This window comes from Paenibacillus sp. AR247, assembly GCF_002968895.1.
Classification (GTDB): Bacteria; Bacillota; Bacilli; order Paenibacillales; family Paenibacillaceae; genus Paenibacillus_AQ; species Paenibacillus_AQ favisporus.
On sequence record NZ_PCZT01000026.1, the window covers coordinates 121,835 to 136,255 of the forward strand.

Annotated in this window: 12 protein-coding genes and 1 pseudogene; 5 read left to right on the forward strand and 8 right to left on the reverse strand. The window is 55.7% G+C overall.

The window, feature by feature from the left end; translation table 11 throughout:
* Positions 1-59: 59 nt before the first annotated feature.
* The 6 genes from CPT76_RS34795 to CPT76_RS34820 all read right to left on the reverse strand — a co-directional run bounded on the left by CPT76_RS34795 (position 60) and on the right by CPT76_RS34820 (position 6,106).
* Complete coding sequence (locus tag CPT76_RS34795; protein ID WP_258169087.1) at positions 60-857, reverse strand: sugar phosphate isomerase/epimerase family protein; 798 nt, start codon at positions 855-857, stop codon at positions 60-62.
* A 51-nt stretch (positions 858-908) separates the two neighbouring features.
* Positions 909-1,892, reverse strand: a complete 984-nt coding sequence (locus CPT76_RS34800; protein ID WP_105446140.1) for a Gfo/Idh/MocA family protein — start codon at positions 1,890-1,892, stop codon at positions 909-911.
* Positions 1,889-2,923, reverse strand: a complete 1,035-nt coding sequence (locus CPT76_RS34805) for a Gfo/Idh/MocA family protein (RefSeq protein ID WP_105446141.1) — start codon at positions 2,921-2,923, stop codon at positions 1,889-1,891. The genes CPT76_RS34800 and CPT76_RS34805 overlap by 4 nt, the downstream gene beginning before the upstream one ends.
* Positions 2,924-2,984: 61 nt before the next feature.
* Positions 2,985-3,818 carry a carbohydrate ABC transporter permease gene (locus CPT76_RS34810; protein ID WP_076174262.1) on the reverse strand — a complete coding sequence of 278 codons (834 nt, stop codon included), beginning with the start codon at positions 3,816-3,818 and terminating at the stop codon, positions 2,985-2,987.
* 24 nt (positions 3,819-3,842) lie between these two features.
* Positions 3,843-4,646, reverse strand: coding sequence for a carbohydrate ABC transporter permease (locus tag CPT76_RS34815; RefSeq protein ID WP_258169088.1), 804 nt, complete (start codon positions 4,644-4,646; stop codon positions 3,843-3,845).
* Between the two features lie 200 nt (positions 4,647-4,846).
* A complete protein-coding gene (locus CPT76_RS34820) occupies positions 4,847-6,106 on the reverse strand; it encodes an ABC transporter substrate-binding protein (RefSeq protein WP_076174264.1) in 1,260 nt (419 codons plus the stop codon).
* A 587-nt stretch (positions 6,107-6,693) separates the two neighbouring features.
* Between CPT76_RS34820 and CPT76_RS34825 the strand changes: the two genes are divergently transcribed.
* From CPT76_RS34825 to CPT76_RS34840, 4 genes are all read left to right on the forward strand, one after another.
* Positions 6,694-7,731, forward strand: a complete 1,038-nt coding sequence (locus tag CPT76_RS34825) for an ROK family protein (protein WP_258169089.1) — start codon at positions 6,694-6,696, stop codon at positions 7,729-7,731.
* A 162-nt stretch (positions 7,732-7,893) separates the two neighbouring features.
* Positions 7,894-8,565 (forward strand): phosphatase PAP2 family protein, encoded by a 672-nt coding sequence (locus CPT76_RS34830; protein WP_105446142.1) that lies wholly within the window; start codon positions 7,894-7,896, stop codon positions 8,563-8,565.
* 167 nt (positions 8,566-8,732) lie between these two features.
* Positions 8,733-9,413: a FadR/GntR family transcriptional regulator gene (locus CPT76_RS34835; protein WP_105446143.1), complete on the forward strand. Its 681-nt coding sequence runs from the start codon at positions 8,733-8,735 to the stop codon at positions 9,411-9,413.
* 25 nt (positions 9,414-9,438) lie between these two features.
* Positions 9,439-10,656 (forward strand): CynX/NimT family MFS transporter, encoded by a 1,218-nt coding sequence (locus tag CPT76_RS34840; protein WP_105446144.1) that lies wholly within the window; start codon positions 9,439-9,441, stop codon positions 10,654-10,656.
* A 216-nt stretch (positions 10,657-10,872) separates the two neighbouring features.
* Here the strand turns inward: CPT76_RS34840 and CPT76_RS42385 are convergent.
* Both CPT76_RS42385 and galU read right to left on the reverse strand, forming a co-directional pair.
* A pseudogene (locus CPT76_RS42385) lies at positions 10,873-11,472 on the reverse strand (glycosyltransferase family 8 protein); the annotation flags it as partial.
* A 79-nt stretch (positions 11,473-11,551) separates the two neighbouring features.
* Entirely contained in the window at positions 11,552-12,460 is a 909-nt protein-coding gene (gene galU / locus CPT76_RS34850; RefSeq protein WP_105446146.1) for a UTP--glucose-1-phosphate uridylyltransferase GalU, read from the reverse strand.
* Between the two features lie 284 nt (positions 12,461-12,744).
* Between galU and CPT76_RS34855 the strand changes: the two genes are divergently transcribed.
* Positions 12,745-14,421 (forward strand): ABC transporter ATP-binding protein (locus CPT76_RS34855; protein WP_258169090.1); only part of this gene is annotated, 1,677 nt, incomplete at its 3' end.

Here is a 14,421-nt window from a genome sequence, read left to right on the forward strand (position 1 = left end):
GAACGCTTGAGATGACTGCAAGCCAATACCATTGGCTGAAGTGGCCAGCATGTTTGCCCTCAACGGCCCGTAATGATATCCAGCTGTGCGGAAGTATCATATACCATCTGGTAAGGGTCGGCGCTGTACGGAGTGAGCTCGGCCGTGACGGTATCCGTGTAGCCGATCTCGTTCAACGCCCGCCGCACTTCGTTCCAGTTAACGCTGCCCGACAGCAGCGGGACGAAGCCGTTCGGTCCGGCTGCCGGATTAAAGTCCTTCACGTGGACTTTGCGGATCCGCTCGCCCAGCGTCCGGATCCAATGCTCGGGATAGCCGAAGAGAAGGACGTTTCCGATATCAAAATAGGCTCCGGCCCAGGGCGAATCGAGCTCGTCGATATACCGGGCCATCTCCATCGGGGAGAGCAGAAATTTGTTCCAGACGTTTTCGATGCCGATATGAACGCCGTGCTGTTCGGCCAGCGGAATGAGTTCCCGCAGTTCTTCCTGGCTGCGGCTGTAACATTCCTCATAGGTGACGGAAGGGGTCACCGCCCCGGGAACGACCAGCACGGTGTCCATCCCGAGCAGGGATGCAAGCTCCAGCTGCCGGGTGACGATCTCCCGTCCGCCGGCGCGGACATCCGGATCCGCCGCGGACAGGGGGGATTTCCAAAGCATGCCGGTCGAAAGGCTGCGCAGCTGAATGTTGTGACGGGAAGCCAGAGCCAGTACGGCCTCCGCCTCCTGTGCAGTGGTGTCCATGGTCAGACCGGTTCCGCCGGACGGATACAGGTTCAGCTCGACGGCATCGTAACCTGCCTGCTCCGCATGAGAAAAATCATCTCGAGCGGGGTTCCCTCCGGAAATCCCCATTGATTTATCGACTTCAGCATCGCTTCATACACCCCTTTGTCAGGTTTAGGTTCAGAGCTCTGCAGGCGAAACGGCGGCCAATCGCTCCGCCGAGCGGTATGCAGCCAGGGCCACTTCGAGCGCCTTGAGCCCGTCGACGCCCGTCACGTTCGCCTCGGTCTTGCCTTCCGCGATTGAAGTTACAAAATCCCGGACCAGGCCGAAGTCCATATCGTCGCCCCAGAAATGGTGCCGGTAGCCGCGCTCCTCGCTGAATACGTTCAGCTTCTGTCCGAAGGCGTCGATCGTCAGGGTGCCGGCCGTCCCGACGATTTCCAGCGTCACGTCGCCCCAGGTCGGGAAGGAAGGATTCCTGGACCAGCTGCAGTCCAGCGTGGCAAAGACGCCATTGTCAAATTCGATCGACAGGATTCCGCAGTCATCGATGGGGGCGGCGGACATGAGCTGCCCGATTTCCGCGTATACCTCTTTTACTTCCGCGCCGGTGAACCAGCGCATGATATCGGCGACATGAACGGTGTGGTCAATGACCGCTCCGCCGCCGGACAGGGCGGGGTCAACGAACCATCCGCCCGGATTTTGCCCGCGGTTGGTCCCCTTCATGGCGAGGATCCGGCCGAGCTTTCCTTCGTCGATCATTTGCTTGGCCCGGATGACGGACCGGTTGTACCGGACCGGAAAGGCCGTCTGCAGCATGACGCCGGCGGCTTTGCAGGCCTCGATCATGTCCCGGGCGTCCGCGGCATTGGTCGATATGGGCTTTTCGCACAGCACATGAACCCCCGCCTTGGCGGCCGCAAGGACATGCTCCTTATGGTTCGCGTTCTCCGACGTAACGACGATCCCGCTGAGGCCTTGCGACAGAAGCTCGGCATAATCGCCGTAATAGCTGGTGCCAAGGATGCCGGCGAACTTTTGACCCCGCTGCTCATCAGGATCGTAAATGCCGGCGAGCTCCACTCCTTCCAATTGAATCAACGCTTTCGCATAACTGTAAGCGTGCATATGGGCAAAACTGGCGATACCGATTTTCATGAACCGATCACTCCTTTGCTGCTCGGGTCGGCTGTACCGGTTCCCAGATGAACCGGCCGCCCGGTCTCCATCGATTTCAGCGCCGAGAGCGCAATCCGGAGCGCCTCATAGGCGTCTTCCGCGGTTACGATCGGCTCTTCATCCTGCTCGATGCAATTCAGGAAATGGCGGATCTCCTGAAAGTATGGGTTTTCCTCGACCGGGCTTTCCGGGACGGGTACGCCGCCGCCTCCGCCTGCATGACCGCCGCGCTGAAAAGACAGCAGCGGCTGATCCCGGGCGCTGTCATAGCCGATGATCCCCTGCGTGCCGGCCATCTCGAGGTTCATGGAGAAGCCTTCATGCGACCAGGTTCCCTCGACGTGGGCGATGGCGCCGCTTTGAAAGCGGAGGGTCACGAGCGAATAGTCCAGCTGGGCGTGAACTCTTCCATGAAGTCCCTTGGCATACACACGTTCCACTTCGCCGAAGCACCAGCGAAGAAAATCGAAATCGTGGATCATGGCGTCCAGCGTAATGCCGCCGCTGGCCCCGAAATCGCTGTACCAATGCTGCCAGCCGATCGGATACCCTCCACCGCGACCCGCGCGGATGACGGCCGGCTTGCCGATGACGCCATCATCCAGCAGCTGCTTGGCATGCGCGTATTCGTGGAAGAAGCGGAGAACATGCCCGACGAACAGCCGGACACCACGCGAACGGCAGTGGTCGATCATTTCCCTGGCGTCGGCCAGACTGCGCGCCAGCGGTTTCTCGCAGATGACGTGTTTGCCGTCGTCGGCCGCTTGAAGAACAAACTTCTTGTGGAGCGGCGTCGGCAGGCAAACATCGACGACATCGACGCGGTCAAGCGCTTCCATCGCCTCTGCGTAGGAAGTGAACGAAGAGGTGCCGCATGCCTCGGCCACCCGCGCTCCCTTGCCGGCGTCGGTGTCGACGATACCGGCCAAGTGCGCATTCGGCATATCGGCATAGGCTGCGGCATGGGTGCTCCCCATCGCCCCTGCGCCTATAACGAGTACGTGAATCATAACGGTTTTCAGCTCCTTTTATGATGGACCGGTTACACTTGTAAAAGGTCTATTCGTTTCCTTATCCTTTGATGCCATTCATAGCGATTCCTTCTATAAAATAGCGCTGAAGGAAAATGAACAGGATGATGATCGGCAGCGTAGCCATCACGGCACCCGCCATCAGCAGCGGATAATCGGTCGAATGCTGCCCCTGGAAGGAAGAGATGCCGATCGATAGCACGCGCATATCCTCCGAGCTGGTCATGATGAGCGGCCACAGCAGGTCGTTCCATGCCGCAAGAATCGTAAAGATAGCCAAAGAGACGAGAGCGGACTTCGACAGCGGCAGGTAGATGTTCCAATAAATCCGGAAATAGCTGCAGCCGTCGATTTTGGCCGCCTCCTCCAGATCCTTCGGCAGCGTCATGAAGAATTGCCTTAGCAAAAAGGTGCCGAATGCGCTGAAGATGCCGGGGATAATCAGGACATAGAAGGTATCCAGCCAGTTCAGCTGCCGCATGATGACAAAGCTCGGGATCATGACGACCTGGGACGGCACCATGAGCACGGCCAGCAGGGCGAGAAAAATGACGTTTTTCCCCGGGAATTTCAGGCAGGCGAAGGAGTATGCGGCCAAGGAACACAGCAGCAGCTGTCCGGCCGTGCGGCCTAGCGTCACTAGAATCGTATTGAGGTAGTAAGTGCCGAAGTCGATAGTGGTCAGCACCTTGGCGTAATTTTCAAAATGCCATTCCGACGGCAGCAGTGTAGGGGGCACCTTCATGGAATCCGCAAAGGACTTAAACGATGTGGACAGCATCCAGACAAAAGGGGTCACCATCAGGACGGCTCCCGCGATCAGCAGAATATGAACGGCCAGCCGTCTTCCGCGGTCGGAAGTTCGGGTTATCATGACAGCCTCTCCTCCTCATGAAGGTTATTGATAATGGACCCAGCGTTTTTGGAAATACATCTGAAACGCGGTGATGATCAGGATGACGATAAACAGGATGAACGCCTCCGCCGAAGCGTAGCCCATGTTGAAGTACTTGAAGCCATCCTCCCAAATGCTGTACACGACGGTGCGCGTGGAATCGAGCAGGGAGGTCTGCTGCCCCATCATGATGAAGACGAGGTCGAATACCTGGAAAGAGTTGATGAAGGACATGACGAGCACGAAAAACAAGCTCGGCGTCAGCAGCGGCAGCGTTATCCGGAAAAAGCGGTAGACCGTGCCGGCGCCGTCGAGCGACGCCGCTTCGTAATAGCTCGACGGAATTCCCTGCAGTCCTGACAGCAGGATGACGGCGTTGTAACCGACGCTGGTCCAGACGCTGACAATGACGATCGACATGAGCGCAAACTTTTCGTCGAACAGCCAGTTCGGCGTGGGCAGATGCATCGCTCCGAGCACGTAATTGATGAGGCCGAACTCGGAGTTATACAGCCATTTCCACACCATGCCGACCGCGATCGGCATGGTGATGACCGGGATGAAATAGAACGTGCGGTACACGACCATCCCTTTGATATGCTGATTGAGCAGCACGGCGAGCAGCGTGGCAAAGACGATGGACAGCGGGACGGTCGCAACGGTGTAGAGCAGTGTATTCAGCAGGGAACGCGTAAACTTCTCGTCCTGCATCAGCTGGATAAAATTGTCGATCCCGTTGAACGCCGGAGCGGACATGCCGTCCCAGTTCGTAAAGGACAGAATCAGGGAAGCGGCGGAAGGCACCATATAAAAGAGGGCCAGACCCAGTGCGACGGGGAGGATAAATACGTACCCCCCAGACCGCCTCCTGGATGGCCAGCTTGGAAGTTTTCCGCTTCCGGGCTGCAGGCAGGTTCGGGTCTTTCGACTTGACGGCCAGCGGCGTATTCACCGGCAGCACCATCCTTTCTCTCGAAGTTAAGTGGATACAAGCATAGACTCTTCTACTAATCCTTCTTCTCTTCCGCGAGAATCTCGTTCATTTTATCGGCTATCGTTTTCAGCGCTTCCTCAAACGACTTTTTCCCGAGGTAGGCGTCCTGAAGCTCCTTGGTCTCCACGTCCTGCCACTCGGCCGTCCGCTCGGACACCGGATACGGCACGGCAAAGTCCAGACTATCCACGAATACCTTCAGGTCAAGGGAAGGGATCGACTTCAGCCAGCCTTCCTCCGTTCCTTTATAAGCGGGAATGCTGAAGCCCGATTCGGCCAGGTACTGCTCGCCTTCTTTGCCGGAAAGCACCTGGATCAGGTCCCATGCTTCCTGCTGATGCTTCGTTTTTTCGTTCATCGCCCAGCTCAGGCCGTGAACGATCGTCGCTTTTTGTTTGCCTGCCGGCAGCGGGGCAACCCCCAGCTTGTCTCCCAGCAATTTGTACAGCTCGGGCGCGCTGACGGAAATGGCGGGGAACATGGCGGCTTTGCCGGAGCCGAACAGCTGGAGCGGCTTGGTCTCAAGCTGCTGCTGGGCGTTCGGGGAATAGCCTTGGTCCATCAGCTTTTTCTCCCACTGAAAAGCGGACAGCGCCTCGGGCGAATCGAAGCCGGATTTCGTTTTATCTTCGGAGATGATGTAACCGCCGGCCTGGTGGATCAAATCGTAATATCCGGACTGGCTGTCAATCAAAGCGGTGTAGCCGTACACGCCGTTCTGCTTGTCCGTCAGCTTGGCGGCATTCTGCTCGATCGTATCCCAGGTCCAGCTGCCGTCCGGGTAAGACACGCCGGCTTTGTCGAAAAGTTCTTTATTGTAGTAGAGTCCAACCGCATCGAGGAAATAAGGAAGTCCGTAAAGATGATCGTTGTAGGTGTACAGATTGACGAGGGCGTCGGTGTAAACGGAGGTATCGAGCTTGCTTTCATCAATAAGCGGCTGCAGATCCTTGATCCAGCCTTTGGAGGCATATGCGTAGAAGTTGGGGCCGTTCATCCAGAACACGTCGGGCCCGCTGTTGCCGGCGAGACTTGTTTTCAATTTGGTCCAATAGTCAGCCCAAGGGGTGTAAGTTACTTTGACTTCCACGTCGGGGTGGTTTTTCTTGTACAGCTCAATCGATTTGTTGACGGTGTCCTTCACGTTCTCATCCCATAGAGCCACGTTGATTACTTTTTTGCCGCCGGCTTCTCCGGAAGAGCCGCCGCAGCCCGTCATTACAGCAGTGAACAGAAACAGGAACACGAGGATGATCGACATTTTTCTAGCCATTCCAATAACCTCCTCTAAATATGGTTCTTGCACTCATTCTTGATCTGCCGCAGTTCCAATGATGTACGAATTTTCCCTCCTTATCTTGCGAAAATCCATCGCCATACTTATTCCAATAATCAAAATAAGTAGATGCCAACTGACCATTCGATGTAAGGTATCAGGAAAAGAATGGCATCTATTTGCGTAAGATTATATATTTGGTGATTGTTATTTTCAATAGTTTGATAAATATTTGCATAAAAACTTTTGGAAGGCAGGAAAACGGCGTTTTCAAGTGGAAAGTATCGGTTTCCGCATATTTTGGTCATTGGAATATGTTACATGGAATGGAGCATTGGGAACTATATTTTACTGTAAATATGGAATAAGATGGAATATATTGATGCATTTTACCGAAGAAAGGGGAAGATGGTTGAAAACGATGAGAAAAGGCGATTGGAAACTGATTCAGGAGCTGAACCGGTCGATCATTTTAATAAAATCCGCCTGGACGGCCCGATCTCGCGGATCGAGCTGGCCAAAGGAACCGGATTAGCCCCTCCACCGTAGCTGCGGCGGTTCAGGAGCTGATCCGGGAAGGCTATGTGACTGAAATCGGCAGAGGAGAGTCCAGCGGCGGGCGCAAGCCCATTTTGCTGCGATTTGCGCCGGATAACCATTTTTTGTTTGCCGCATCGATCTCAAACACGGTCATCGAGGTTGCCCAATTAAACCTGGAGGCGAACATCCTGCGCAAAGAATCCGCTCCTGTCGGAACGCGGCAGGGAGAAGGCGTCATCGAGCTGATGCTCGGCATGATCGACCGCTTCGTCACCGAAACCGGCAGCCTGGACGCTTGCATCGGCATAGCCGTCACGACACCGGGCGTGGTTAATGTCGAGCAGGGGGTTGTCTACTATAATTCCAAGCTCCGCCTGAATGACGTTCCGGTCAAGCAACTCGTGGAAAGCCGCTATGGGATTAAAACCTGGGTCGAGAACGATACCAACTCGCTCGTGCTTGCGGAACGGCGGTTCGGGAGCTACAGCTCTTTTGCCAATCTGATCTATATTATGGTCGGCAATGGGATTGGGGCGGGCATCCTTGTCAACGACATGATCCTCCGGGGAAAGCTGGGTGGAGCGGGCGAATTCGGCCATACGAGCGTCAACCGGAGCGGAATCCGCTGCGAATGCGGAAACGTCGGCTGCCTGGAGAACTCGGTAAGCTGGCCTGCGGTGCACTCCCGAATGATGGCGGCGATGGCCTCGGGCCGGCAGACGCTTATCCACGATTTGACAGGCGGCGACTTCAGCCGGATCGAGCCTGAGGTGTATAAAGAAGCACTGTCCAGAGAGGATCGGCTGGCCATGGACATCACCGAGGAGATCGCCGAGCATCTGGGTGCAGGCATCGTCAACCTGGTGAACCTGTTTAATCCGGGAGCGATCGTGTTAGGCGGGAACGTGGCTCAGGACAATCCTATTCTGCTTCATAAGGTTGAGGAGCATATTTCAAGGTATGCCATGCGTATTTTGAAGGACGATCTGGTTGTGGGGCAGTCTTCGCTTGGGGATGACGGCAAATTAATCGGTGCGGCCGCTGTCGTGCTGCAGGATCTGTTTCAGTTTTCGTTAACATAGCCGTCATCCTTCGGTGAGGAGACTGTAGGAAATGAACAAGAAACTGGAAAGGGCTTCATACATAAATATGGTTGATGGAAACCGGTTCTAGCAGTACAATAAGGCAGCGGTTCTCGAAGGAATCCCTTAACATCTTTTGCAACCGGCAGAGAAAGGTTTGATATGGTGACGAAGGTAAATGCAATGATGCAGAGGCTGCGTCCTCTCGCCCCATTAGTACTGATGCTCGTTTTTCCTGTTCTGGGGTCGATTTACCAGCTGGTGAACCACCCGAATGACCGCGTGTATTCCCTTGTCACGCAAGCGGATCTGGCTATTCCATTTATAAAATATTTTGCGCTCCCTTACGGCGTATGGATCTTCTATATCTATGCCTGCCTGGTCTACCTTTTCTTTAAGGACCGGAATTTGTATTACCGTGGTATTATACTGTACACGTTATGCGCAATGACATGCTACGGCATTTATCTTGTGTTTCAAACGACGGTGCCAAGGCCGGTCGTGACCGGCAGCGATCCGTTCAGTGAGCTTGTACGATTTATTTATAAACGGGATCAGCCCTACAACTGTTTTCCGAGCATTCACTGCTTCTCGAGTTACATGGTTATGCGACTCTTTCTGACAAGTAAGGCCCGGAGCCGCGTGATCATGATTCTCGTCAGCACGATGTCGATTCTCATCATTGCCTCGACACAGTTCGTGAAACAGCATGTCCTCTGGGACGCCGTTTCGGCGATCGCGATGGTGGAAATCTACCACTTCGTGATCTATGTCCTGCCCGGGGCACTCCGCGGCCGGGAGAAAGTACGGCACCAGAAGGAACTTCAAGCTTAAGGCAGCATGCTCTAACAGAGCCGGCTGCACCAGATCGGCAGTCTTCCGAGTGAAGGCTGCCGTTGCTGCGTTTCAGGGCCGAGGATGGTGCAAAAACGAAAAAAATGTGCGGGAAACCGAAGTTCATGCTACAATGAACCAAACATCCTATGTTTGGAGGTATTCGAATGAACTTGCAGCGTCCAACGCGTTCAACGCTTGTCGAGCAGGTCGCATCCCAGCTGGAGAAGCTGATTGAAGAAGGGCAATGGCCTGTTGGGAAACGCATTCCTCCGGAACCGGAGCTGGTGGAGAAGCTGGGCGTCAGCCGAAACACGATCCGTGAAGCGATCCGTGCCCTGATTCATGCGGGACTGCTCCGGACACGGCAGGGGGACGGGACGTACGTTGTCGCGTCGAGCAGCCTCGGTCCCGTCCTTCAGCGGCGGATGGAGCGCTCCAAGCTGAGCGAGACGCTGGAGGTTCGCGCTGCGCTGGAGCAGGAAGCCGCCCGGCTCGCTGCCCAGCGAAGCACGGCGGATGATATCAAGCAGATCCGGCTTACGCTTGCGGCCTGCAGCGCCGCAGAACAGTCCGGAGATATGGAAGCTTATATCATTGCCGATTTGGCCTTTCACAAGCAGGTGATCGCCGCTGCGCATAACCGGCTGCTCAGCGAATTGTATGACAGCATTAGTGAATCCGTGACGAGTTCCCTCTCGCTGGGCAGCTTGCGCTGGGATCTGGTGCTTGTGCACTGCCGGCTCAATGAGCGTCTGCTTGAAGCCATCATCCGCCGGGACGCGGCGGTGGCGGGCGAAATTGTCCGGTCGTATATCCAGGCATCCCAAGATGCCTTGCTTGATTAGTCTGAAGGAGGAAATACAGAACATCATGAATAAAACATACGAAATGTCTACGCAGCCGGCGGAGAATCCCCAGGTTTCCACAGGGATGAAGGCGCTGCTGCTGGTTCTTGGAATTATCCTGATCGCGACGACGCTGCGGGCGCCTATCACTTCGGTGGGTCCGCTCGTTGAAACGATCCGGATCGATACGGGAATGTCGCATACCCTTGCGGGGCTGCTGACGACGTTCCCGCTGCTGGCCTTTGCCATCGTCTCCCCGATTGCTCCGAAGTTGGCCCGGAGATGGGGCATGGAGAAGACGCTGTTTAGCGGAGTGGCCGCTGTAACGCTGGGCATTGTCCTGCGGTTCGTTCCTTCGGTCGCCGCTTTATTTGCCGGCACGATTCTGCTCGGCCTCGGCATCGCGGTCAGCAATGTGCTGCTGCCAAGCCTGATTAAGCGGGATTTTCCGCTGCGGGTGGGTGTCATGACGGGAATCTATTCCGTTTCGATGAACATCTTTGCGGCTATCGCCTCCGGCGTCAGCCTTCCGGTGTCGAATCATCTCGCTTCCGGGTGGCGGGGATCCCTGCTCATCTGGGGAATCCTGTCGTTGATCGCTCTCATCGTCTGGCTGCCGCAGCTCCGGTACCGGCATCGGACCGGCGAGGTGCGGATTTCATCGAAAAGCAGCATCTGGCGCTCGAAACTGGCGTGGCAGGTCACGATTGTTATGGGTTTGCAATCCTTCGTATTTTACTCGGTCGTGTCCTGGCTACCTGAAATTTTGACCGATCGGGGCATGAGCGGTTCGACGGCAGGCTGGATGCTGTCGCTGATGCAATTTTTCAGCGTGCCGGTCACGTTCTTCGTGCCGATTCTGGCGGGACGCTTTAAGAATCAGCGCGGACTGGTCGTCGGGACGTTCCTCTGCTTTGTTCTGGGCTTTGTGCTACTGCTTAGCGGATGGAACGCGATCGTTCCGGTCGCGGTCGTATTGGTCGGAATCGGCACCGGTGCGGCCTTCGGCCTCGTAACGATGTTCTTCATGCTCCGCACCCGCCGGACCGAACAGGCTGCGGAATTGTCCGGTATGGCCCAGTCGGTCGGGTACCTGCTGGCCGCTGTAGGCCCTCTGCTGATTGGACTTGTCCATGACCTGAGCGGCAGCTGGACGACCGCGACCTCGGTCCTGCTGATCGTGGCCATCGTCTATATGCTGGCCGGATGGGGCGCCGGAAACAACATTTACATTGAAGAATAAAGCACAACCTCCGCCGGAAGGGCGGAGGTTGTTTGCATTTTTCTTGAGACGACCGTTACAAATAGATGCCGCTGCTGAAGCCCTGAATGTACATGGCATGCTTTCTGCGGGAGCTGCGGCGCATCTTAAGGATGCGGGACTTGCTGCCGCTGCCGGTTGCAGATTGTAAAACCAGTTGAACCGTTGATCCAGCAGCAGGCAGTTTCCCCCGAATACGTGGTTCAGGCAGTCCTGGTCCGGCATCGAGGTGCCGGGAAAGGCGCGGAAAAAGTTCAGTATTTCTTCAAACCACGTCACGTGCTGCCGAATGGCATTGAGGTCAAATACAAGGACCCCGGAGTTAAAATAGGTTTCGGGGTTTAAACCCTGGACGGCCACGACTTCTGCTATGCCGTGGATGCCTTGGTCGTGGATAGCCCCAAGGTAGCCGCCGTTCAGGTCGATCTCCCACAGCTCGGTGATGTCCATATTGACCATCACGTCGCAGTCGAGATAGATTACCCGTTCAGCAGGTACCACGGCTGGCAGCAGCAGCCGATAAAGACTGCCCCACGTCCATCGGTCGATGGAGCCGGTTCCCGAGAGAACGTTCATCATCTCCACCGGCAGGGTCACAGGATAGAAGTGGATCGGATGCTTGAAATCCGCCGCCAGCTGGGCGAGCTTGTTCCTGTTTTCTTCCAGGAGCGAATCGTCATGGAGGATGTGAACCTGAAGCTCGGAGGAAGTATTACGGAACACCGAAGCCAACGCGGCGGCAGCGTGCTCGGAATAGGTTCCGTCCTTATCCGTAAAAGCTAAAGCCAATTCAATCATTTGCGGGGACACCTCTCTTTAGAATTGGTTTTCCGTTACATACCTGCATCACGAGAAGGCAGGCGGGTGAAGCTGGGGCTTACGGCGCAGGGTCACCGGAACCGGAATCCGGTAATTGCGGGTCCTCTTGTAACAGCTCGCTCATTTCGTCCTGCAGGTGTTGCTTCAGTTGCGCTCTTTGCTTCGTCAGTGCCAAAATGGCCTTCACATAACCCAGCGGATCACCGACGTCATGCCAGCGGCCTTTAATCTCGCAGGTATAAATCGCTTCTTTGACAAGTAATTGATTCAATGCGTCCGTCAGCTGGATTTCGCCGCCAACTCCCGGGGATTGGTTTTCCAGGATATCGAAAATGGATGCAGTCAAAATGTAACGGCCCACCATGGCCAGCCTCGAAGGAGAGGCATCGACCGCGGGTTTTTCCACCAACCGGTTCACATACGCAAACGAATCGACCAGCGGTTTGGCGTCGACGATGCCGTAACTCGATACCTTGTCAGCCGCCACGCTCTGCACACCTACGATGGACGTCTGCAGCCGATCATACCCATCCATAAGCTGTTTTAGCGACGGCGGATCAGCGTCAAAAAACGTGTCTCCAAGCAGGACGGCAAAGGGCTCGGTTCCGATAAACTTGCGCCCTACCCCGATGGCGTGCCCCAGACCTTTACGCTCTGATTGGCGGATATAGTGGATGTCGACAATGCCGGTAAATTCCCGGATTTTGCGGAGTTCCTCGAACTTGCCTTTTTGTTCCAAATAATATTCGAGCTCCAGCGCCGAGTCGAAGTGATCCTCGATCACCTCTTTGCCTTTGCCGGTCACGATCAAAATTTCCTCAATCCCGGAAGCCGCGGCTTCTTCGATAATAAACTGGATGGTGGGCTTATCGATAATCGGCAGCATCTCTTTGGGCATTGCTTTGGTGGCGGGAAGAAACCGCGTTCCGTAACCGGCTGCCGGAATGATCGCTTTACGAATCTTCAAGCGGTCCTCCTCCTTTGCTGATTGCAATTTCGCATACTGTCATCTTATGCCGAAGAGAGCTGCGGATCGTGGACATTTATCCAGTGCGGCAAAATTAATGGACGGCCGGTTTTTTGCAGGCAGAAGTAAGACTCCAAAAAAATTTATCCGTTCCGGGACACGGTTTTTTCGCTGCTCTGCCAGGTTGGGAAAAGCCCATTCTTTTTTTTCTGTGGTATATTTTAATGGATGGGTCGGAAGCGGGTAATGATGAAATATCAATTCAATTGAAACCAAAGGAGGGAATGGAACTCTTGAAAAGCTTCGAACTGCTCACCAATTATTTGAAGAAAAACGCGCTTCTCTACCTGACCGCCGTCATCCTGATCATCCTGTCCAACGTGGATCAGGCGCTGCTGCCGCAGATTCTCGGTAAGGTGACGGATGGACTGAAGGAACGTTCGATCGGTCGCGAGGACATCATCCGCTACAGCCTGATCCTGCTGGGGATTGCCGTGTCCTATGGCGTGCTGTTCGGTTTAGGGCAGTTTACCATTATGCGTCTCGGCCGGCGGTTCGAGTTTTTGACAAGGGGCCAGATCTTTGCCCAGTTTTCCCGCCTCAGTGAGGACTTTTTTTCCAAACAGGGGACCGGCAAGCTGCTCAGCTATGTCATGAACGACGTGACTTCGGTTAGGGAAGCGATTTCATTCGGAGTCACGCAGACGACCAACGCCGTGTTCATGGTCATCTCCTGTGTTGTCATGATGCTGGTTACAGGTATACCGGTAACTCTGATTCTGGTCAGCGTGTGCCCGCTGGTCGCCATTCCGTTTCTGGTCATTTATTTTGGTCCCCGCATCCGGAACCGGTCGATGGATGTGCAGGAAGGGTTGGCGACGATGACGGAATCCGCCGATGAGCAAATCGGGGGCATCCGCGTCACGAAGACGTTCGCCATCGAGGAGACGGCGCAGCGCCGGTTTGACGAGACGGTCGACGGGGTGCGCAGCGCGCAGCTGCATCTAGTGAGGATGTCATCCTTGTTCCAGGCGCTGCTTCCGTTCTTGGGGGCGTTATCCCTTGTCGTCTCGCTGCTGGTCGGCGGATATATGACGATTCAGGGCCGGATGACACTTGGAAGCTTCGTTGCGCTGACCTTCTACCTCCGGATGCTGACGGGACCGCTGCAGCAGATCGGCAACGTGATTAACATGATGCAGCGCTCGGGAGCCTCCCTGGAACGCGTCAACCGGCTGCTGGCCAGGGTGCCGAGCGTGAGGGACAAGGACGACGCTTCGGACCTTGCCCGCATCGGGGATATCGCCGTGGACCACTTGACGTTCTCTTATCCGGGGACGTCGGAACAAGCGCTTAAGGACGTCAGCTTCACCATTCCGGAAGGCCGCACCGTCGGGCTCATCGGCCGCACCGGCAGCGGCAAATCGACGCTGGCAAAGCTGTTTCTGCGCATTTATGAGCCCCCGGCCGGCAGCATTAAGGTGAACGGCCAGGATATTACCCGTGTGACCCTGGAATCACTGCGCCGCAAGATCGGCTATGTGCCGCAGGACGGCTTCTTGTTCAGCACGGATATCGCCGACAATATCGCCTTCAGCGACCGCTCCGCCAGCATCGAGCAAATCCGCGAGGCAGCGGCCCAGGCTTTGCTGCTGGAAAGCGTCAACTCCTTTGAAGCGGGATTTGAGACCCGGCTCGGCGAGCGGGGACTTACGCTGTCCGGCGGTCAGAGGCAGCGCGCGAGTCTGGCGAGAGGGCTGATGAAAAAGCCCGAGCTCCTGATTCTCGACGACAGCATGAGCGCCGTAGACGCGATGACGGAATCGGGCATCCTCGGCAATTTGATCCGGGAGCGCAGCGGCAAATCGACGCTCATTATCGCGCACCGGATCAGCAGCGTCCAGCATGCCGATGAAATCATCGTGCTGGATCAAGGCCGCATTGTCCAGCGGGGCAGCCAT